General features: G+C 65.8%; 1 protein-coding gene (only partly in view). It reads right to left on the bottom strand.

The features are described 5' to 3' along the window. Positions 1-101: 101 nt before the first annotated feature. On the bottom strand, positions 102-25,152 hold the 3' portion of the coding sequence (locus tag ACZ54P_RS16325) for a toxin glutamine deamidase domain-containing protein (RefSeq protein ID WP_465462340.1). The gene runs 17,255 nt beyond the window's last position; only the last 25,051 of its 42,306 coding nucleotides appear in the window; its start codon lies off the right edge, out of view — the gene reads right to left on this strand; its stop codon occupies positions 102-104.

Here is a 25,152-nt window from a genome sequence, read left to right as displayed (position 1 = left end):
ACTGGCCACTGTGGCGCCGGACCAGTCAGGCGCGAGCGCGAGCCAGTCACTACCGCCGAAGACAACGTCACAAAGTGTCACTGCAGTCCTAAGGCACGCTCTTATTCGGGTTCTTCTTTAATGACTGGAAGCCCGCTGAAGAATTCGTGACTGTACTCGGCCCAGAGCACGTGGTGCGGGTTATCAGAGGAGTCGTATGCGTTATCCAGTACGATCAGCGCGATAACCATGTCTTCTACATCTTTGCCGTCTTTGCCTGGGATTATGACTTTAAAGGGGATGAGCAGCGAGTTGACCGCGCTGTGATTGATTTCCAGCGGGTACACCCCTGGTACGGTCGGCGCGTTCACAAAACCGACGGAGTTGGTCATCCCTTCCCCGGCGATGTGGGTGGTGTTCGCGCCCCTTGAACGCGTAGCGAAAGTGTAGTGCGGGGCCTGTCGGTATTTCTCTTTCCACTCCTTCTGAGCATCAGGCGTTCTCAACGCCGCCCCCATGTACAAACCCTTCGAGTCGATTTTGCTCCCCGCCAGAGCGCGGTTCCCGGGCATGGCCGCCTCGGTGTCGCTCAGCTGCACCCCTCGCTGTATCCCGTCGGCCAGTCCCTGGTCATGATTCCGAACATGCTCCCGCAACACCGGGCCCACCTCGAGCCGAGGCGCCGGCAACGATTTACCCAGAACCACCCGCTTCAGCTCCGCCGCCACCTTTCTTTCCAGGAATCGTTGCACGGCAGTCATCCTCGTCATCAGCTCCGCGGGCAACCGGGGATCGTCGGGGTCCTCGACGATGCCTTTGAGCATCGCCATGCCCTCCGCCATCTTGGCGGTGATCCGATCGGCGCCTTTTTTCACCGCGGGGTGCACATCACCGTTGTCATCGGCGTAGGGCTCGTCGACCCGGTCCGGATCACGGCGATCACGCAAGATGAACAGGTCGTCCATGCCCGGGAACGGTTCGACCTGGTGCCTTACAGCCCGCAACATGTACGTTCCCTCGCCGACCTCGAGCCCGGACTCGCCCCACACGGTTTCTTCCCTGCCCCGGTCAAGGGTCCGCTGCTCAGCGCGAGCCGGAACGCTCCCGCTGTCGTCGCCGGCGGGGGCCACGCCCGCGGTGTGCTCCCGGTCTTCCAGATCGCTGACCCTGGTCGGCTCACCGGCGCCGGACTGTCCACCTGGCATCATGGCCGTCCCGGGCGGGACGTAGAGCATCGTGTTGCCATCACGATCGAACACGTGGGAGTAGAAATCACGGAAATTATACATTTCCCAGGACGCGTCCTCGGTTCGCGCATACAGGGTTTCAGGAAGCCTGGGCTGGTCGGCCCAGATGTCACCATTCTGGATGTCGACATACACGAGCGTGCCCTCATCGTTGACGATGTTGATCGCATGCCCGTGCAGATCGCCTTCGGCGTCCTCATAATCGAAGGTGACGATCGCGCTGGCCCCGGGCCCCAGCCGCTCAAGCTTGACACCTACCTGGCGCAGATCACGAAGGCTTTCACCCTCATAGTCCTGATGTTTACCGGCGAACTGATCCAGCTTCGACACCGGCTCTTCAGCAAAGACCAGATTCCCCTGCTCGTCGTGTTCAGCGTATATAGAGGCCGCGACCGTCGGCTGACCCCGCCACGTCTGCTCGAGCGCCAACGCCGTATCGTAACAATTATCCCGGCGGAGCTGAAAGTTATCCTTTTTGGGGTTGATTCGCGCGAGCCACGCAACGGGGTTTTTGTTCGCTGTCCGCATCCGCGCGTGCACCCGGAAAAAACCATCCCTGTCTCGAGGGAAAGCGTTCTCCATCTTGGCCTGATACGTGTCCGGCACCGGCTGCACTCCACCCTTGCCATACACGCGGACCTCATCCAGCGACCGGCCCACACCGGAAAGCACCCTCCCGGCCACTACCCCGACCGGGCGAGGCCGCCCCACCCGGTCATACATTTTGACGCTGCCCGCGTAGTCCCCAGCGGTCTTGGTAAGCAACCATCCACCTCTATACCGGACAACGGTGAAGCCGGCAGCGGGCTCGCCATGATCGGTCACCACCACCTCACCGGTGTCACGACTCCACCGCACGACCAGGTCGTGCCCGTAAGTCCTCTCCGTGGGAAGGTCGACCTCCTCCGACAGCAACCGCCCGGAAGCATCCACCACCCACTCCAGACCAACCTCGGACAAGATGATCCGCCCCGCCCCGTCCTGAGCCCATTCCACAAGCTTGGGCGCGTGCCCCGGCAGGATCAGCTCATGAGTCACCCGGCCCTCCGCCACTCCCCCGATCGCCCTCAGCAACTCCAGCACACCCGTGACAGGTGACCCATCCATACCCGCATCCGCGTCACCACCTGTCCCGTCCTGTGGCGAATCCGCCACGACCGGCGCATCCTCCATCTCCACATCGTGGCCGCCCTCTTCCTCCGCCATCTCCACATCGTCGCCGCTCTCGTCTGCCGCGAGAGGCCGCGATGCCGCCCGGCTTCGCGCCATCGCCTCCTGCGCCTCATCCCGAAGTTCCGCGGGTATCGCCGACGCGCCAGCCAGGGACAGCGATTCCGGAATCGAGAAGTCGTCTTCCGTGCCCGGAAGCAATCCCTTGATCGGCTGGTCTGAGATGAGCTTCTTGAGTTCCTCGATGTCCTTGTGATCGATCTGCTCGGCTCCTTGTTCCTGCTTGTTCAGCAGCCAAGCGCGGATCCAGATCAGCGTCGCTTCCGGGAGCACGCCGCGGCTATTGGGCACCAGCGACACGTTGTAAGGAAGTTTGCTTTCGTTCGCCGCGAGGAACTCCATCAGCGTCTTCGGCGAACCAGGTGAGGAATCAGGCCACCACCCGGTCACCCACTCCGGTACCAGCGACAACGCCTCGTCCAGGCTTCGCTGCTCGAGACCGGCGCTCCAGGAGGTTTCGATGGTGCCCTTCGCGGCCATACCGCCGGACAACATCGACATCATCGCCGCAGGGATCAACCGGCCCGTGAGCTGCAAAGACTCCTTTTGCATGGCGAGAAACCACTCATGTACCCAGAGCAACGTCGCCTCCGGATACTGACCCCTCTCGTTGCGGTCCAGCTCGATGATCAGCGGCAGGTCGTCTTTGCGCGTTCGCAGTAACGACAACAGATCGGGAAGGAATTCCGGCCCCCTCCCCGGCCGGAATCCCTTGAGCCAGGCCGGAACCAGGGCCAAGGCCGCCTTCGCGTCGCTCCTCGGCAGGTTCTCGGTCCACGCGCCGACGGTGCTCGGACCGGCCAGTCCGCCGGTGTGCAACGCGAGCCTTTGCACTGAGATTCGCAGGCCTGTCAGCCGCAGTGACTCTGCCTGCACCTCTTGTACCCACACCTCGGCCCACCGCCTCGACGGCTCCCCGAAACCGTTCGTGCCCATCGGCTCCACCGAGACAGCGATCGGCAGCCTGGCACGGTTCGCCTTCAAAAGGGACAACAGATCGGCGGGCTGCCCGGGACCAGGACGATAATCCTTGACCCAATCCGGCATCAACTCGGCAACCGACTCCAGCCGAGACTTAACAGCGTCTTTGTTGTACTCACGCACTGTTCTCTCCGCGATCAGCTCACCGGAGAGAACACTCAGCACATTCGCGGGCACCCGCAAACCGGTCTTCCCCACCGACTCCTTCTGCATACTGTGCACCCATTTATTCAACACCTCCGGCGTCGCCAGATCCAGCCAGCCCGCCTTCTCCAGGTACGCCTTCAACGTCTGCGGCTTGGTCTCATCGTCGTCGGGACGCCACGCAATCACATCGAGCACCTGCGTTTCGGTAGCTTCTACTAGCCACCGCGACTTCTTTCGCGGCCTACTCACAACACTGAGACCGCCCTCATTGGAAGTACCGGCCTCGCCCACCGGAGATTCGCGAACGACCGAATTCGGCAGGTCGGCTACCCAGTGGCCTACGGTCGACTCGGCGACGATTCCACCGATGAACCCATGAAGGTCACTTGCTATGAAGCGACGACCGGTCCGCCGCAACGACTCCGTTTGTACATGACGCAGCCACAACTTAGCCCACTTCTTCAACGGTTCGGGATAACCCTCCGTGTCCACCGGCTCCAGCCAGATGCTGAGCGGTAGCTTTTCCTTGTTCTCCTTCAAGAGGGACAACAGATCGGCGGGCTGCCCGGGATCAGTCCCAGGACGGAACTTCTTGACCCAATCCGGCATGAGCAAAAAAATCTCGTCCGGCCCGAGATCGTCGATGCCTTCGCTGAGCCCACGCGCCCTTGTGGTGGTGATCAGTCCACCGGAAACGAGCGACAGCACATTCGGAGGTACCCGCATACCGGTCTTCTCAATGGCCTCACGCTGGACACTCAGCAGCCACTCACGCCACCAACTCGGTTCTGCTTCAGCCAAGAGGCCCTCCTCTACCAAGAACGCCCGCAAGGTCTCCACCCCATTACCTGGACGCCATTTCACCACTTTCTCCGGAATTCCCCCGGAGCGGCTCGTTGCCGATGACTCCGATTCCGGTATCCGCTGCTTTTGCCGCGCCCTCTCCGAAACGTGACTCTGGTCCGACGGGCCGGGGACAGCTGGATGATCGTCTTCGTGCACGGGGGATTCGTCAACGGCCGGATTCGCGGCCCTCATATCGAATTCTATGACCAAATGCACTGTCCACTTGTGCAGAGCCCATCCGGTGGCGATTCCGCCAGCGTACTGCTCGAACTTTAACAGCGGGATCCCCTTGCCGGTCAGCCGCAGCGATTCCTCCTGCATTTCCAGCGCCCATATTTTGACCCACTCCTGCAAAGGCGCCGTGTATCCTTCGCCCACCTTCTCCAGCCAGATGTTGATCGGCAACTCATTTTTTTTCGACTTCAAGAGGGCCAACAGATTAGCGGGCTGCCCGGGACCAGGACGATAATCCTTGACCCAATCCGGCATCAACTTGGCAATCAACTCCGGCTTATCCTTGGGACCCGTCTCGTTGTACGTACGCGCCCTTCTCCCATCGATCTCCCCACCGGAGAGAACACCCAGCAAATTCGCCTGCACCCGCATACCGGTCTTCTTCACCGCCTCCTCCTGCACACTGTGCACCCATGCACGCAACACCCGCGGCGTCGCCAGATGCGATCGGCGCGTGCTGTCCAGGTACGCCTTCAACGTCTGCGGCTTGGTCTCGTCGTCGTCGGGACGCCACGCCACCACATCCGCCGGAATTTCCGGAGCAGGGCGACGCACCACCGGCGCGCGCCACTCAATGCGGGGCTCCTCCGATGGCCCGGGAACCGAAGAACTGCTGGTCTCCTCCGGGATGGCCTCGCCGACGGACGGATCCGCGTCAAGCTTGGCCAGCTTGGCCATCCACGCGGACACCGTCGGCCTCTGGGCGATACTTCCGCTGAACGAAACGAGGTTCGTCAGCAAGATGCCTTTGCCGGTCCGCCGCAGCGACTCCCTCTGCACCTCCCGCATCCACAGCTCGGTCCACCGCATCAACGGCTCCGTGTATACGGCCCTACCGGCCTTACCCACCGTCTCCAGCCAGATGTTGACCGGCAACTCATTTTTTTTCGACTTCAAGAGGGTCAACAGATCGGCGGGCTGCCCGGGACCAGGACGATAATCCTTGACCCAATCCGGCATCAACTCGGCGATCAACTCCGGCTTATCCTTCGGGGCATCCGCGTTGTAGTTCATCGCCCTTCTCGAATCGACCAACCCGCCGGACAAGATCGACAACAAGATCACGGGGACACGCATGCCGGTCTTCTCCACAGCCTCATTCTGGATGGAGATCGTCCACTCGCGCAGCCACTGCGTCTTGTCCGCCAGATTCATCGTGGCCAGGTACGCCTTCAACGTGTTGACCCCACCGACACCGGGACGCCACGCCACCACCTCAGGCGGAGCACCCCCAGGAGGAACCAGCATCGGTTCTCCGCCAGGCCCGAAGGACACGGACTCGGCGGCGCTGCCCGGCACGGTACCGCCGACTTCCCCCAGGGCACCGGCGTGGGGACTCTCGGTTACGCCATCCAGGCGCTCCGCACGAAGTGGCCCCGGCCGCCTCGTTCTCGAAGCGGACGCGCCGGGGGTTTCGCCAGTTTGCTCCGGAAGCGTTGGCAACACCGCCTGCAGATGACTTTGCGGCAGATCGGCGATCCGGCTGTCTTCGCTATTCGCACTGGCGGTTCCGCCGGTGAGGGCCGACATCCTGCTCGACGGGATCCGCCTGCCGGTCACCCGCAGCGCCTCCTCCTGCACCTCTCGCGACCACACCCGCCACCACCGCAGCAACGGCTCGGCGTACTCATTCCCGATGGGCTCCAACCAGATGTTGACCGGCAACCTGGCCTTGTTCGCCCTCAGGAACGACAACAGGTCCGAGAACGACTCCGAACCCTCTCCCGGCCGGAACTGCTTGACCCAGTCCGGAACCAACCCGTCAATCAACTCCAGCCGGGCCGGCGGAGCACTCACGCTGTACGCACTCGCCCGCACATAATTGAGCAACCCGCCGGACAAAGCCGTCAACACCAGCACCGGCACCCGCATACCCGTCTGCTGCACGGCCTCCCGCTGCACACTCGACACCCAGTCGCCCAACGCCGCCGGACTCAGTTCGTCCAACCCCTCCGCCTCCACGAAGCCCCGCAACGTGTCCGCACCACCAACCCCAGGACGCCAGGACACCACATCCGCCGAGACCGCGGCGGGAAGACTCACCGAAGGCGCGCCGTCCCCATCGAAGGACACCTCCGGATTCTGGACGTTTCGCTGAGAATCAAGCGATTCGCCCCCCGAACGTGAGGATTCCCCACGAGGATCATCGGACGCGAGGTGCCGTGGTTCGTCGAGGCCGAGGTTGGCAGGAGCCGTAGCCGGGAGATGCAGACGATAAGTTCCTTCGATCCGGCCGTCACGGTTCTGCGCCGAAGGCGCGACGTGCCAGACCCAGCCATCACCATCGGCATCCGGCAACACCGGTGTCCCATCCTCGGTATAACCAAGCGACCCCACCCGCACCGCGGTACCCACCCCCGGAACACCCAACCACAACAAATCCACCGGATGCCCCACCGGAACCCTGAACCGCTCCCGCAAACTCACCGCCAACGGCTCCAGATCACCGACCTCATCCGCATACAACCGAATCGCTTCACCCTCTTGCCAACCCGAACCCCGGATCACCCGCTCGATCACCTCCACATCACGCAGACCGTGATCCAGCAACACCACCCCAAACACACCCTCCTCCTTCGGCAACCACCGCGCCGCAACCGCCAACGCCGAAGAACCATCACCGACAAGCACACCCACCGCCGCCAACGGCGACATGGTGAACGGCGAATCCTCCTCGGGCTCCGGCTTGACGATGTTCAGACCCTTGAAGATGTCCAGGTAGGACTTACCGTAGGAGATAGTGATGATACCGAAGGGGTTGAGAACCGGATCGAAGGCGTTGTCCAGAGCGACCAACACCGAACTCATCATCTTTCGAATCTTTCCTTCCCTGTCCGGAATGCGGACCGCGAAAGAAACGAAAAAAGCGTTGATACGAGAGTCGTCGTAGGCGATTTCACCGGGTTTGAGCGCTGTGTTCACGAACGCCGCCGCGTTCGCGGCCCCCTCCGCGCTCATGGTGTACTTGACTCCTCCACCTAGACCCATGTGATAGGAGGGAAACAACCGATAGGTTTGTTTCCAGGTATCTTCCGTCTCGTCGTCATCAATGACCGCACCGAGATACATCGCCAACACCCGGCCGTCACGCACGGACGGCCGATCACCGGGCGCTATTTCGGCCGGAGACTTCGACAGTCGCGCACCCCACTTGTCCACGAGGAATTCCCGCTCATGTTCGACCAGATGCTCCGCCAGCATCCTGGTCGGAACAATCCTGGGCTCCGGGCCCTGTTCCGGGTCCTCCAGCGCGAGCAACTTCACGAGTTCCGCGACATCCCGCTCCAACTGAGGCCACAACGCCGTCATGTCTTTCGCCGACAAGCCCGTCAAACGTGGGTCATCCGGACTAGCGGCTATTTCCTTGAGGAATTGTTTTTCGCCGACCATTTTGGCAGTGACCTGATCCAGGGCGGCCAGCACCGCCGGATGCACACGCCCGTTCTCGTCCGCGAAGGGCGCGTACACCCGGTTCACCGGATCCGCCGCGTCGCGCCACGGGAACTTGTAATCCATCCCAAGTTCCGGCTCCCATCGCAGCTCGTGCTCCACCGCACGTGTCATCTGCAGATCGGTATCCTCCCCGCGCTGGTGGAAGAACACCTCACTCCGCCCCTGGTCCAGGATTCGGACCTCTTCACGCGGCGGCGAAGCCTCCACGACAGGCGCATCCTCCATCTCCACATCGTGGCCGCCCTCATGCGGCGGACCGGGAACCGAAAGACTGCCGGTCTCCTCCGAGATGGCCTCGCCGATGGACGCATCCGCGTCACGCTGTGCCGACTCGTTAATCCACCTTTGCACCGCCGACATTTTGGCGATTTCTCCGATGCGCGAAACGAAGTCCTTCAGCTTGACTTTTTTGCCGTCCTGCCGCAGTCGCTGTGACTCTTCCTTCACCCACACCTCGGCCCACCGCACCAACGGCTCCGTGTATATGGCCTTACCGGGCTTGCCCACTTTCTCCAGCCAGATGTTGACCGGCAACTCCTTTTTTTTCGACTTCAAGAGGGCCAACAGATCGGCGGGCTGCCCGGGACCAGGACGATAATCCTTGACCCAATCCGGCATCAACTCGGCAACCGACTCCAGCCGAGACTTAACAGCGTCTTCGTTGTACCTACGCACTGTTCTGTCCGCGATCAGCTCACCGGAGAGAACACTCAGCACATTCGTGGGCACCCGCAAACCGGTCTTCCCCACCGACTCCTTCTGCATACTGTGCACCCATTTCTTCAACACCTCCGGCGTCGCCAGATTCGACCGGCCCGCCTTCGCCAGGTACGCCTTCAACGTCTGCGGCTTGGTCTCATCGTCGTCGGGCCGCCACGCCACCACAGCCTCCTCCGTGACCTCCTCGGCATCGACCGCCGGCGTTCCCGCAGCTTCTCGCCCGCTGCCGGCCTCCTCCGGGATGGCCTCGCCGATGGACGCATCCGCGTCACGCTGTGCCCACTCGGAGATCCAGTCATGCACCGTCGACTTTTTGGCGATTTCTCCGATGCGCGAAACGAAGTCCTTCAGCGTGCGTTTTTCTCCTGCCTGCTTCAGCCGCAGTAACTCTTCCTTCACCCACACCTCGGCCCACCGCACCAACGGCTCCGTGTATACGGCCCTACCGGCCTTACTCACCGTCTCCAGCCAGATATTGACCGGCAACTTTTCCTTGTTCTCATTCAAGAGGGACAACAGATCGGCGGGCTGCCCGGGACCAGTCCCAGGACGGAACTTTTTGACCCAATCCGGCGTCAACTCGGCGATCAACTCCGGCTTTTCCTTGGGGAGAGCATTCTCGTTGACCGTGCGCGCCCTTTTCGTATGGACCAACCCGCCGGAAAAGATCGACAACAAGACCGCGGGGACACGCATGCCGGTCTTCTCCACAGCCTCATTCTGGATGGAGATCGTCCACTCGTTCAGCCACTGCGTCGTCATCTTGTCAGCCAGATTCATCTTGGCCAGGTACGCCTTCAACGTGTCGACCTCACCGTCACCGGGACGCCATGCCACCACTTCAGGCGGAGCATCTCCAGGAGGAACCAGCATCGGTTCTCCGCCAGGCCCGAAGGACACGGACTCGGCGGCGCTGCCCGGCACGGTACCGCCGACTTCGCTATTCGCACCGGCGGTCTCTCCGGTGAGGGCCGACATCCTGCTCGACGGGATCCGCGTGCCGGTCACCCGCAGCGCCCCCTCCGGCACCTCTCGCGACCACACCCGCCACCACTTCAGCAATGGCTCGGCGTACTCATTCCCGATGGGCTCCAACCAGATGTTGACCGGCAACCTGGCCTTATTCGTCCTCAGGAACGACCACAGGTCCGGGTACGACTCCGACGGCCGGAACTGCTTGACCCAGTCCGGAACCAACTCGTCAATCAAATCCAGTCGGTCCGCCGGAGCACTCGCGCTGTACGCACTCGCCCGCACCCGATTGAGCAACCCGCCGGACAAAGCCGCCAACACCTGCTCCGGCACCCGCATACCCGTCTCTGCCACAGCCTCCTGCTGCACACTTTCCACCCAGGCGCGCAACGCCTGCGGACTCAGTTCGTCCAACCCCTCCGCCTCCACGAAGGCCCGCAACGTGTCCGCACCACCAACCCCAGGACGCCAGGACACCACATCCGCCGAGCCCGAGCCCCCCGAACGTGAGGATTCCCCACGAGGATCACCGGGCGCGAGGTGCTGTGGTTCGTCGAGGCCGAGGTCGGCAGGAGCCGTAGCCGGGAGATGCAGACGATAAGTTCCTTCGATCCGGCCGTCACGGTTCTGCGCCGAAGGCGCGACATGCCAGACCCAGCCATCACCATCGGCATCCGGCAACACCGGCGTCCCATCCTCGGTATAACCAAGCGGCCCCACCCGCACCGCGGTACCCACCCCCGGAACACCCAGCCACAACAAATCAACCGGATGCCCCACCGGAACCCTGAACCGATCCCACAAACTCACCGCCAACGGCTCCAGATCACCGATCTCACACGCATACAACCGAATCGCCTCACCCTGCCAATCCGAACCCCGGATCGCCCGCTCGATCACCTCCACATCACGCAGACCGTGATCCAGCAACACCACCCCAAACACGCCCTCCTCCTTCGGCAACCACCGCGCCGCAACCGCCAACGCCGAAGAACCATCACCGACAAGCACACCCACCGCCGCCAGCGTCACCTGATCAACCTGATCAACCCACTCCGGCGCCTCCCAGACGATCGAATCCCACGGCCCCGACGAAAGCCACTCCGGCAAGGTCTCCACCATCGCCTCGAAATCAAAAACCCCCGAGAACAGATCCAGTTCCGGATTGGTGATATCCGGCAGGAATCCCACGAGATCTTCCGTCGAAGGCGCGATCGCCGGCCGACCGTCCTGCCCGACCGTGACCCGGACCCCGGCCATTTCTGTGGCCAGCCCGCTGCCGTCGGACTCGTGCACTCCAGCGCGCGCGTCCCGCCGGCCGCGATTCCGGGCCTGTTCCGCTTCCCGTGCCAGCCCGGCAGGAATTCCGGAACCGGCGTCGCCGGTTCCGGCCGGCCGGTCTCCCAGCGGTTCACCGACGCGGACATTCGCCGGGACATGCGCACCCGACCGAACCACGTGATCCGAGCGGTCCAACCTCACTTCGGCGGCAAACTCCGCGAGGTCGACCTGCCCGGTCCACCCCCGCGACCGCAGCCCCAGCACAACCGACGTGGCACCGTCCAAGACAATCTTCTGGACAGCGGCCTGCCGTTGCACCTCGATACCCTCAGGCTCGCTCCGCGACGACCCCAAGGTCAAAGTCAACGGCCGCATTTTCGATTCACCCGCCTTGAGCGCCCGAAGCGTCTCAGTCTGCGACATCCACCGCACCCGATCGACCTGCGCGGCCGTCAAGCCCGGCTTCCTCGGCGGGAAAGCGACATCCAGCGAAGTCATTCTCCGATACGCGATGGGCGACTTCGCCTCATCGTCATACCGCAGCAGCTCAAGCCGCATCTTCTGGGTACTGGTACGCGTCCCCAAGCTGATCCTCAGCTTCAAAGACTCCTCGAGCCCGACTTCACTTAATCCCGCCAGCTCCAATTCTTCGCGCATGAGCGCGGCGGCATCGCGCAACCGCGTCGTATGCGCGGGAGTGCCCTCGGTGCGCGGACTGATGTTCAGGACAATCCGCAGATCAGGAGCCTGAAGACGTGCCTCGCGACGCCGGGACACCTCGGGAGCCAACGCCCTCACCGCGGCACGGAACGCCTCCAGGTCCTCCGGCGACAGGGTGAACGAGGTGTCGCGAGTCAGCGGCGCCGACCACTCCACCACCGGCGCTCCGCCGGCCTTGAACGCGGCCAGAGTCGCCGCGTCGACCCGAGCCACCGGCGCCGAGTCCTCGCTCGCCAGCATCGCCAGCAAGGCGGCCTTCAAATCCGCCGTGGACGGTGCCTCCTCGGAATCGAGGTCCCGTACGTCATCGGGCTCGGCCGACGGCTGGTCGAGGCTCATCTCGACCAGGTCTGGGCCGTGGGTCTTGGCGGCGCGGCCGGAGTCTTCGAACGTCACCTCGCCGACGAAGCTGTCGAGGTCGATCTCGGCACCACCGGCCGTCCGCCACGCGGTCAAGACCGTCGCCGCCGCGGCCTCGACCAAGTCCGTCAGATGGCCCTCCCGCTGCTCCCGCAATTCCGGCGAACCATGGAAGGCGGGGTCCAGGACGAAAGTGACCGGGCTCATCCTGTCCTTTCCGGACAGAATCGCCCGCACCACCTCGCCCTGCACCGCCCAGAAAACCTGATCGAAGTACGCCACCGGCAACTTCACCGCCCGCTGCGCGAACGCGACCACCTGCCTGGTCGACTCCCGATACTCATCCGGTCGCAGCTCGTGGTCGGAATACCGCACCAACTCGAAACGCGTCCGCCCGCCTGCGTTCAGCCGTTGCGGAGCTTGATCGATCTTCACCCGGAGATCCGGCCCCGCAACCGGGACCTCCGCGCCCGCCGCCACCAGCGCCTCGATCCCATCGTCGATCATCTTCTGCGCCAGCGCGGCCACCGCCTCCAGCCGCTGCCGCTGAATCGGACGGTGCGTGTCCTTGTGATCGACATGCAGACGCAACCTGAGATGGGGAGCCTGGATTCCTTCCCTCCGGCGCCGCACGATCTCCGGGAGTAATCCGGCCACCGCCCCCTGCAAGCCACCGAGATCCTCCGCGGCCACGACAGTGGTCTCACTACGCCCGGCCACACGCCCCGTCCACTCCACAGTCGGTGGCGCGTACACGACCTCGGCACCCGGCGGCAGCGCCAGGGCGGCGGCATTGCGTACACGCCGCTGAACTGCCCCCGCTCGCCTTGCTTCTTGCTCGGCAGGCCCTTCATCGGCGGCCGGACGCACCCCCTTGAGCCACTGACCCACCACGTCGAGGCTGACCAAATTGCCGGCGAGAAGCCACACAGCAGTGTTCTTGTAAATCCGGCCGGTGCTGGGATCGATCTCGGTCGCCATTCCCTCCACCCAGGCCCGTATCCATTTCAGGGTGGCTCTGTTCAGCCTTCCGGACGCCGGGACCGAAATACCTTCGGGCAGAGTGAGTGTTTTCAGATAAGCCCGCAACGTTTTCGGCCCTGTTTCACGCGGCCGCCATTCCGCCACGTCCGCGGGAACGGTCGCCGAAGCTTCGCCCGAGGTCCGCGCCGGCACCTCTTCGGCGACGTCCGGCACCTCTTCGGCGACGTCCGGCACCACCAGATGCAGGTCCTCCAGCGTTTTGCCCTGCGCGAGCTCCTTCCATAAGCGACCGACCTCGACATGGTCGGTCACCCTCCCGGACAGCCGGACGACATCGCGCGGGGTGTATTCCTTGCCAGAAGGACCCCTCTCGCCGCGAAGCCCTGCCACCCAGACAAGGATCCATTTCTTGGCGGCTCGGCTGTTCCTCGTGTTCGCGGCGGCCGATTTCAGGACGTAGCCCGCCGGAAGCCTGCCCTCGGCCAAGAATGCGTCGAACGTCCGCGGACCGGATCCATCCGCGTTGGGCCGCCACCGCGCCACCTCATCCGGCATCGGGACGTCGGCCACCTTGCCGGAACGCCTGGGCACAGTACTTCCGGGCGCACCACTCGACGGTCCCGCGACCGGCTCCTGCTCCGTGACCACCGGCGCCGCCAGCCCCAGCTCCACCAGTGTCTTACCCTGCTCGAGGTCCTTCCACAGCTCACGGATCTCCTCACGGGTGATCAGCCCTCCGGACATCTGTGAGACTTCATTCTGGGTATAGGGATCACCCAAGGCGTCTTTCGCACCGAAAAACCCTGCCGCCCACGCCCGGATCCAAATCTTGGCGGCCTTGTTCGAAGTCCGACGAGCCTCCGATTTCAGGCTGAAACCCGCCGGAAGCCCCCGATCGACCAGATACGCCTTCAACGTCTGCGGCTTCGTCTCATCCTCGTCGGGCCGCCACTCCACCACATCATCCGGCACTGGGAACACCGCGGGCGCGAGGTGTCGGGGTTCGTCGAGGCCGAGTTCGGCAGGAGCCGTGGCCGGGAGGTGCAGACCATAGGTTCCTTCGATCCGGCCCTCACGGTTCCGCTCCGAAGGCGCGACCTGCCAGACCCAGCCACCACCATCGGCATCCGGCAACACCGGCATCCCATCCTCGGTATATCCAAGCGACCCCACCCGCACCGCGGCACCCACCCCCGGAACACCCAACCACAACAAATCCACCGGATGCCCCACCGGAACCCCGAACCGCTCCCACAAACTCACCGCCAACGACTCCAGATCACCGACCTCACACGCATACAACCGAATCGCCTCACCCTGCCAATCCGAACCCCGGATCGCCCGCTCGATCACCTCCACATCACGCAGACCGTGATCCAGCAACACCACCCCAAACACGCCCTCCTCCTTCGGCAACCACCGCGCCGCAACCGCCAACGCCGAAGAACCATCACCGACAAGCACACCCACCGCCGCCAGCGTCACCTGATCAACCTGATCAACCCACTCCGGCGCCTCCCAGACAATCGAATCCCACGGCCCCGACGAAAGCCACTCCGGCAAGGTCTCCACCATCGCCTCGAAATCAAAAACCCCCGAGAACAGATCCAGTTCCGGATTGGTGATATCCGGCAGGAATCCCACGGGATCTTCCGTCGAAGGCGCGATCGCCGGCCGACCGTCCTGCCCGACCGTGACCCGGACCCCGGCCATTTCTGTGGCCAGCCCGCTGCCGTCGGACTCGTGCACTCCAGCGCGCGCGTCCCGCCGGCCGCGATTCCGGGCCTGTTCCGCTTCCCGTGCCAGCCCGGCAGGAATTTCAAACCTGCCTTCACTGCTTCCGACTACGTGACTGCGTTGCGACGCTCCTACGCGGACACTCGCCGGCACATGCGCGCCCAGCCGGGCCTCGTGAATCGAGCGGTCCAACCTCACTTCGGCGACGAACCTCGCGAGGTCGACCTGCCCGGTCCACCCCCGCGACCGCAGCCCCAGCACAACCGACGTGGCACCGTCCAAGACAATCTTCTGGACAGCGGCCTGCCGTTGCACCTCGATACCCTCAGGCTCGCTCCGCGACGACCCCAAGGTCAGAATCAACGGCCGCATTTTCGATTCACCCGCCTTGAGCGCCCGAAGCGTCTCAGTCTGCGAAATCCACCGCACCCGATCGACCTGCGCGGCCGTCAAGCCCGGCTTCCTCGGCGGGAAAGCGACATCCAGCGAAGTCATTCTCCGATACGCGATGGGCGACTTCGCCTCATCGTCATACCGCAGCAGCTCAAGCCGCATCTTCTGGGTACTGGTACGCGTCCCCAAGCTGATCCTCAGCTTCAAAGACTCCTCGAATCCGGCTTCGTCCACTCCCGCCAGCCGCAGTTCTTCGCGGACGAGCGCGGCGGCATCGCGCAACCGCGTCGTATGCGCGGGAGTCCCCTCGGTGCCCGGACTGATAGTCAGGACGATCCCGATGTCAGGGGCCTGCAGTCCCCCTTGCAGGCGCCGGATCCTTTCGGGCGCCAAGGCCCTCAACGCAGTGCGCAATGCCGTCAAATCATCTGCCGAGAGAGTGAAGGAGGTGTCACGACTCAACGGCGCCGACCACTCCACCACAGGCGATCCGACCGCTCTGAAGGCGGCAAAGCTCATTCCGCCACCCGGTATCAGCGGCTGCGTCGAATTATCGTCCGCGGCCAGGATCGAAAGCAGCAAGGCCTTCAGATTCACGGTTTCCGGTGTCGCCGCGATTCCCGTGCTGTTCTCGTCGGACGGCTGTTCGATGGTCATGCCGACCAGATCCGCACCGAACTTCCTGGCGGCCCGGCCGGAGGGCTCGACCGTCACCTCACCGACGAACCCCTCGAGATCGATCTCGGGTTGCCCGGCCGTCCGCCACGCGGCCAGGACCGTCGCCGCCGCGGCCTTGACCAAACCTTCCAAGTGGTCCGCTCGCTGCTCCCGCAATTCGTCCGACTCCTGATACGCGGGATCCAGGGCGAACTTGATCGGGCTCATCTTGCGTCTTCCGGAAAGAGCCGTTCGTACCGCTTCGCCCTGAACGGCCCAGAAAACCTGATCGAAGTGCGCCGTCGGCAACTTCGCCGACCTCTGCGGGAAGGCGATCACCTGCCGAGTCGATTCCCGGTATTCACCCGGCTTCAGCTGATGATCGGCGAAGCGCAACAGTTCGAAATGTACTTGCCCGCCGGCGGTCAGGCTCTGCGTATCCTTGTCGATCTTCACCCGGAGTTCTCCGGCGGGAGGCGGACTTTCCCCGGCCGGGGTCGCCGCGATGACTCCTTCGTTGATCATCTTCTCCAGCAGCGAAGCGACCTCCTCCAGTCGCTGCCAGTGAATCTGGCTGCGCATGCTCGCGTGATCGACGTGGAGACGCAGCCGGAGGTCAAGGGGCTGGATGCCTTCCCGCTGTCGCCGCATGATCTCCGGCAGCAGCCTGGCCACCACCGCTTTGAGCTGCTCGACATCCTCCGCCGTCCTGATCCCGACGTCGGTACGGCCCTCCACGTTCTTCGTCCACTCGACCGTGGGGGCCCGGTCGACAACGCCGGCACCCTGCAGGGGGGTCGCGGCGAGGCTCGGTGCGACGGCGGCGGCACCGGGCGCGCGCCGTGGCCCCGCGATCCCTTCGGCCGCGCGAGCCTCCTTGAGCCATCTGTTCGCCCGGTCGACGCTGACCAGGCCACCGGAAAGAATGACCACGCCGGTGCCTTGGTAAAGCCGGCCCTTTTTGGGATCGTTCTCGTTCGCCAATCCCTTGACCCAAGCCTGTACCCATTTCATAGTGGCGTGGTTAAACCGCCCGGTCGCCGAAGTGAATGAAATACCTTCCGGCAGCGCGAGTGTCTCGAGGTAGGCGCGCAATGTCCGCGGTCCGGATCCATCCTCGGCGGGGCGCCATCGCGTCACCTCCGCCGGCACCTCGACGTCGGCTGTCTCGCCGGAACGCTTGACCCCGCGGCGTCGCGGCGCGGCGCTCGCCGGCCCCGCCTCCGACGCCTGTCCGGCATCGGCCGGCGCCGTCAATCCCAGGTCCTCCAGGCTTTTACCCTGCGCGAGGCTGTTCCACAGCTCGCCGAGTTCCTGACGATCGATCAGGCCACCGGACATCCGGACGACGTCCTTGTAAAGCAGGTTCTTCCCGTCGCGGTCCGTCTTTCGGTAAAGCCTTGCCGCCCAGGCCCGGATCCAGGTCTTGGCGGGCTTGTTCGACTTCTGGCTCGTGTCCGATTTCAGGACGAAGCCGTCCGGAAGCGGCAGATCGATCAAGAACTGCCGCAATGTCCTTGGACCGGACCCGTCTTCGGCAGGCCACCACTGCAGCACCTCGTCCGGTATCGGGAAAATCGTGGCGGCGGTTCGCGCCCCCGAACGCGAAGACTCACCACGACCCGGCGCACCACCCAGCGCTCCCTGCTGCCGAGGCCACATCACCTCATCGACCAGGTCGCGTGAGATTGCCTCGGCCGAGGCGAGTCCCTGCCCGTCATCGTCATGGAACAGTTCCCAGGCGACCAGATCCACCGCGGCCCGATACCGTGACCGATGGGCACGGTCGGCCCACGACGATCTCTCGACGAATGTCCGGGGTGCCTGATGCCGTCGGTTCACGATTTCCCGCGCCCGCTCGAACACCGGGTCCGACTCCGCGAGCCCGGCCAGCCCGGCCCGCGCCCGCGCCAGCTCCGCCGCCCGGTGCGGCAACGGATTCGCCGGATCGGTGAAGACCTCCGGGCCGAACAAGCCCACGGCAGGCCGTTGCCCGGACACCTGAAGCTGCACCGCGCCCACCGACCTGTCACCGGACGGCCGTTCGATCGACGACACCTTCACCCGGGCCAGGACTTCCTCGGCGGACACACCGGCCGCACCGGGCGGATACGCGTTCAGTCGCCCTCGGATCGCCGACTCCACAAGCGACAACACCCGGCCGGTCGTGGCTCCGGACTCCGGCGACACGAACACGCCGCCTCGCAATGACGGGGTCACACCCCGTCGAGCGGCCACCACGGCATCGACGAATCCCTCCACCATCAACACAACCGCCGAGCGGTCGGGACCACTCAACCCGTCCGAACCATCCAGACGCCCATCCCAGGTCACCCGAGCACGCCCGACGGCCGCCCCGGCTCTCGGCTCGGCAATCGAGTCGGCGTCGCTTTCGCTGTCCAGAAAGGTCTGTTCGGCACTGTCCGAATCGGACTCGCCGACCTCGGTCAAGAACGTGCCCCTGCCGTCGGCCGACGAGATCGCCGCGACGGGCGATCGGCTCTCTCGCGGTCCGGCGCCCGGCTGCGACCGGCCGGCGCCCGGCTGCGCCGCCCCGGGCGTCCCCAGCTCGTTGGCCAACTCCCGCGCCAGCACCCTGAGCAGGCTCGCCGCGGAAGCCGGGCTCTCCCCGCCGAGGTGGTAGTGCACGCGTTCCGCGGTCATGATGGTGTGCAGGATTTCCCGCAGTTCCGCGACCTCCGGCGCGGTGTCCGCCGGTCCCGGGAAATGCGCCGACAGCGTTTGTCGCGCTTCCGCCGCGAGACCGGCGAGCACGCCCCCGGGCACCCGCGTCGTCTCCAGCAGCTCCCGCGCCGAGTCCGCCTTCGACCGCACCCAGTCCGGCAACGAGATTCGCGGCCGGCCATCGGCGGCATCCGGCGGTACCGGCCCATGATCGGCCTTGCCGTACTCGCCGTCAGAATCTGGCAGCTCCTTGCCCTTCGACCAGGAGCTGCCCTTCGAGGAGGAGCCGCTCTCCAACGAATCGGTGCCATCGTCGCTCTCCGAGCGCTGCGGCCCGCGCAGTCCCGCGTTGATCTCCGCCAGCTCGCGTTCCAGCTCTTCCTTCGCCCGGAGCCAGGCCGCCCGGGCCACGTCGGCCGCGCGGGCGGCCACGGTCAGTTCGGCGCGCGCCTGAGCCAACTCTTCGGCGGCGGTGTCGAGATTCGCCTCCTCCTTGGCCAGCTCCGCGGCCAGCCGCTTGCTTCCATCCCTTGCTTCGTCACGAGTGCCGGTCCCGGCCGCCTGGAGCGCGGCGATCCGTGCCCGCCGCGCGGCGATCCGTGGATCGACCGAATCATCCGCGGGCACACCGGCCACCACGCGAAGCCGGTGCTCGACAGCCTGATGGACGAACCACTTCTGGTCGGCGACGCCCTGTTTCCGGTGCAGGATCGTCTCCTTGGCCCGCCATAGCGCGGCGGTCTGCGAGACCCTGTCCTGGGCTTGTGCGGCCTTCGCCGGAAGCGGGATACCCAGGACCTTGGCCAGGTCGGCGTTGATCACCCGGGGCATGGCCGAGGCGGGAAGCCGGACGACCACGGCACTGGTGACCCCGTCGACGTCGGCCACGATCAGGTGTTCGGTGTCGAACCTGGTCAAGCCGCTCCGGCCGGTGTCCTGCAGGGTCACCGTGCGCGAGTCCGCGGCGGCGCCGGAACGCTGGCCGCTCGCCACGGTCGCCTGTGTGCCGGCTCCGCCGGGGATGTGCAGGTTGTCGGCTCGATCGGTCAGACTGCCGTCACCGCCGACGACCTGGCCGCCGGCGGCGCCGGAACGAGCCGTATCGGAGGTGAAGCCGTCCAGGTTTCTCGCGGACTGGTCGAAGCGGACGTTGTCGCTCAAGCCGGCGAGCTGCGCCCCGGTCAGCCGGGAGTAGATCCTGACGTTCGCTTCCTGGCCGCCGGCGAGCGACATGGTGTACAGGTTCGGCAACGGCAGCGAAGCCGCGGACGTCTTCACGAGATTGGCCCGGATGGCCGTGTTGGTCACCGACAGCGCGAGCGTGTTCATCGCGCCGGTTTCGCTGTTGGTCAGCCCGGCCTTCGCGCCGGCGCCCTTGATCGCCTGGACCACCCCCTCCCGGATGTCCGCCGCGCCGCGGAAACCCTCCACGAGCACGTTCACCGGCAGGGCGAGGCCCTCGCTCTGCCATTCCTTCACGCTGGCGTCGGTGTGCCGTCCGAGGGGGATCATCGCGCTCGCGTGTGTCGTGCCACCACCACCGTCGAGCTTCTGGTCGTCGGCGTTGGCCCGGATCGTGATGTGGTCCGTCAGCGCGCTCGACGCGACCTCGCGGCCCGCCTTCTCGATCTTCAGCTCCCACCGCAGCCGGACCCGGTACCGCGCGGCGGGACCGGACCCGGTGGTCGCGCGGATCGAGGTCAGACCGGAGCCGGTGACCCGGCGGTCGGTGCGCTCGCGCGTGCCGCCCACGCCCGCCGAGCCGCCCATCGCGCCGCCGCCGCTGGGATCACCGGTGGAGAACAAGGACCGCCAGCCGGGGCGAGCCCACCCGCCCCTCGACTTCGAACGTTCTTCGACGGCCTTGCTCATGGCCGTATTGGCGATCGCCTGCTCGATCTCGCTGCCGTCGTTCTCGTAGCCGTCGAACTCGACGGTCTCCGCGGTGGCCTTGAGAACCACGTTGTAGTCGTCCGACCACAGCACTCCCGGCTTGTGGATGCGCAAGGGCAGCCCACCGTCCAGCGCGTTGTCGAGCAACGAGGCCGCGTTCACGCCGTCGACCAGATTGCCCAGCCGTTCGGCGTTGCCCATCACGTCGTCCAGCACGGACTCCGGGATCAGGTTCCGGTGCTTGTCCTCGAGTCCGGCGCGCAGGGCGGGCAGCAGACGGGAAAGATCCGGCAGTTCCTCGGCGACGTAAGCGCCGAGCGAACCCGAGGAGCCGAGCGCCAGTTCCGGCGCGGCGAGCTTCGGCACCGTCTCCCGCGGTTCGGCCGCGGGGAGCAACCCCTGCGCCCTGGCCTGCCGCTCGCTCATCCGGAGGAAAAGCGAACCGGGCATGAACTTGTCGGCTCCGGCGGCGGAGACCGCGCTGTCGACGATCCGCTTCTGCCTGCTCTCGGCGACCATCCGCGCGCGGACGTCGTAACGGACGAGCACGGTGCGGCTGTGCTCCGACGCCTTTTCCTTGTGGTCGACCATGACGCTCTGCTCGCTCGACCGGCCCCGTTTCCTGCCCCAGAACTTGGCCGAGCCACCCAGCGCGATCCGCCCGCCCGCCGCCGACGTCGACGTCGCGTCGGGTGCGAAGAAGTTCATGTTCGCGCTGGGCCCCATCGCCTTCACCCGGGAGAACTCCGACGTCGCCTTGGTCGTGCCGCTGAAGGTCACCTTGTCGCGACCGACGCCGGACACCTTCACCACCAGCGGCTCGGTCAGCTCCAGCTGCATGCCGAGGGCACCGATCCGTTTCGTGGCGCGACGCCCGTAGCTGAGGCCGTTGCGACGGAAGGCCGGTATCGACGAGGATTTGAGCAGCGCTCGCAGCGTCTCGGGGGCGAACCACTGGTGCACGAGCTGGTGTCCCTTGCTCCCCGGGAGCACCAGCACCTCGTCGTCGTTCGTGGCGCGGTTGGACAGGTCGACGGCCAGTTCGCCGAGCTCTCCCGCGTGAGCGAAGGCCTCCACGTACAGGAACTCCGGCACCGAGGTGGTCGTGGCGGACAGTTCGTCGATGGTGGGCGTCTGCCCGGGATCGAGGTAGACGACTTTCGAAGGCCCAGGAGCGAATTCAGACGGATCGGTCGTGTGGACCGCGGCGTCGCTCACCCACAGCTCGGTCGTCCCCCCCACCTTGGGCAGGGCGACCTCGGCGCCGGGCCGGCTGCCCGCGATGGTGCGCACCTTCGGGGTCGAGCGGAAGGGCGACCCGGGGGTCAGCCGCCGCACCCAGCGGCGGGGACGCCGGTGGCTGACGATCTCGATGTCGAACGTGATGCCGTGACTGAACACCTGGGACCGGTCGGCGCCGACCTGTTCGACGGTCACGGCGCCACCGGCCGTCCCGGTGTTCTTCCACGACCGGCTGTCGGCGAACTTGACCGGTGTCACCGCGGCGTTGGTGATCGCGCCGACGTCCAGCGCGCCGGTGAAACCGAGGCGTCCGCGTGCCTCCGGCCCGCCGCTCCAGCCGCGCTCGGCCTTCGCGCCGCCGGCGACGGTGGTGCCCGTGGTCTGGATTCCGGCCACGGTGCGCCCGTCCACCTGTCCGAGGTGGCGGCCGGCGTCGAGCGTGCCCTTGACCCGCACGCTGATGAACTCGTCGAAGAAGAAGCCCCGATGTTTGAGCTGGGTCGATACACCCGGTCCGAGCAGGCTGTCCAGCCGGTTCATCAAGGCGGTCGCCGAGAACACCGACGCCAGCTTTCGCTGGTTCGAGAGGCGTTCCTCCACCTTGTCACCGGAGCCGCGGGACGTCTTCGCCTCGTGGCTGCTCCACTTGGGCAGCAGATCTTCCAGGCCCGGAGCCCGCCGCAACGCGTTTTCGATCCGGGGCAGGATGCCCGTGGCAGCTGGCGTGACGCCGGCGCGGATGTGCCCGCCCGCCGCCGCGGCCGCCAGGTACGGAGGTTCGAAGCGCGGTCCCACGTCGATGAAGCGCTTTTCGTACCCCGGGGGCACCGGCAGGTTTTCGGCAGCCGCCTCGTGCAGGTCGAGCCGGACGTACTTCGTCGCCGGCTCCGTCACCCAGTCGCCGTGCGAGGTCTGCACGGCGACCTCGCCCGTCACGCGATAGCGGCCGACGTCGCCCTTGACGTACATGCTGGTTCCCGTGGTGGCCGACCGTCCGCCGGCGGCGGTGTCGGAGATGCTCGCCGCGATGGTTCCGCTCACCCCGCCGTACCCGGCCGCCACCCCGGGCACGCCCGCACCACCGCCGATGCCGCCGACGAAGTCCGGCCCGGCCTTCGAGGTGAACGCGACCGATTCCTCCGCCGTCGCCGTGTCCTGCGTACGGGATTCGCCCTCCGCGGGCACCACACCGACGAACTCCACGTCGTGCGGACGGAACCTCATGCGAGCGGCGTCGCGGTAGGCGCCATGACGGCTCACCAGGTCCGCGGACGTCGCGGCCTCGCCCGGCCACATCTTCCTCGACAGCGCGCGGATGTTCGCGGTGGAGACGAATTCGCGCAAGGCGGCCCGGCCGGGGGCCCCCAGTTCGGTCACCGACGGATGGAGCTTCCGCTGGACCTTGTCGAACAGCGCTCGCTCGTCGAAGTGCACCGCTTCGACGGCGAGGTATCCAAGCCTCTTTTCCCAGCCACGGTAAGGCTTCCCCACCGAAACCCCGTCCGGCTTGGTGATTCCGCTGACCGAGTCCGAGAGAAGCAGGCTGACCTCGCCGGCGGTGGTGCCTCCGGTGACACCGCCGTCTTCGCCGGTGACGGTGATGTAGTAGGTCACGGGCACCTTCGCGCTCAGCGCCTTGGCGTTGGGCCGCCAGATGGTCTGCGCGTTCGCGGACGCGTCGAAGGTGCGTACCCCGACCGGCCGGGCCAGTCCCGCGCCACCACCGGCGATCAGCGGCCAGCCGCTGCTCATCAGCGAGATCGTGGAAAGCCCCAGCCGGTAGGCGGAATTGTCCGCGCGGGACTGCGTGTGGCCGAGGATGTGCTGGTCGCGCACTTCGCGGACGGCCCTGGCGGGCTCCCGCTTGCCTTCGCCGGGCGTCGCGCCGTCGAGGTCCATCACCGCGACGACGTCCACCTCGAACCACTTCTCCCCGACCCGGACCTGGAAGCTCCGTCCGCCCGACGCCCGCGGACCATCGGTCCCGGCCGACCGGCCCGGTGCCGAGCCGAGGAAGGTCTCGAACCTCGCGCGGTTCAGCTTCCCCACGATGGCCTTGACGCCTTCCGGAGCCGCGGTGTCGAACGGCGCCAGCAACTCGGTGATGCGTTCGCCGACCTCGTCGCGGTCCTTCACCTCGCTCACCACGACCAAGCCCAGCGCCTTGCCGTCGCGGGCGTACTCCGGCAGTGCCTCCCGGAACGAGGAACCCGCCGTGCTCGTTTCCGGGCTCGTGAGCGGCGCGCCGTCTCCCCGCCCATCCGAGCGCGAAGTCGCCGACGACGATTCCGACTCGTTCTCCTCGGAAAGTGTGGCCGGGCGGCTCTCCGTGCCGCCCGAGCGCGCGAGCTCCGCCGGTCGGACCGGTTCGTCCTCCTCCCGGATAGTGGCCAGCCGGCGGTATTCCCCCCTGCCCGGATGCGAAGACCCCGCCGGGGCGCCGTCCTCGTTCTTCTTGGCCCAGATCTCGATGACCGGGTGCCCGGCGCCGGGCACGACCTGCGGGGCGTTCGTCAGGCCGAGCGCCGCCGGTCCGGGCCGCGGCGCGGCGCCGGGAAGCGACACCTGCGCGAGGTGGACCGCCGCTTCCAGGGCGGGCACGACCAGCGCCTGGTACGTGTTTTCCGCTTCGTCGCCGAAAACGCGGGCCCGCACCTCGGCTCCCGGGTTGTCCAGAAGGAAACGGGCAACGTCGCGGGCCTGTTCACGAAGTTCGGCGCCCTCGCCCCGATCGCCGGGAGGCAGTTCGACGCGCAGGAGACGCTGTCCGCCGGGCAACGCCGGACCGGCTTGCGGCTGTGTGGCCGAGGCGACAGTGGGCTCGGTGGGCACAGCCGGCGGTGCGGCGATCGGCGCCGTCGAGCCGTATAGGGCCCCCATCGCCTCTCGGAGGGCGGCCCCCTCCAGCGTGCCGTAGCCAGAGTCGTTCAGGTTCGATGCGTCCGAACGCACGTCCGGGTCGGAATCCCCATCGGACGATTGCCTCGCCTGCGACTTGGGGCCCGCACCGGCACCGTCGGAATCGGAGTCCGAGTCCGGCTCGTCCTCTTCCCATACCGGGGGCAGACCGGTGTCGGCGTCCTCGTCGACGACCGGAAGCCGATCCGTGTTCTCGTCGACCCAGATCTCGATGATCGTGTTCCCGGTGCCGCGCAAGACCTCGGGTTTGGTCGCCAAGCCGAGTTCGTTCCGCCCGAGCCGCTGCCCCACAGGCGTCGCCAACTGTTCGAGGTTGGCGAAGGAGTCCAGTTTGGGCATGACCACGCCGGTGAAGTCCAGCAGGGCCGCCAAGGGGTCACCGATCACGCGATAACGCACCCGCGGGGCGCGATCCTCGTCGTGTGCGGCGAGAAGGTCACGGGTGAGCTGGGAAAGCGGCTTCCAGTGTTCG

The sequence above is a fragment of the Amycolatopsis sp. NPDC034160 genome (assembly GCF_055575355.1).
This window is presented reverse-complemented; position numbering and strand designations above follow the sequence as displayed.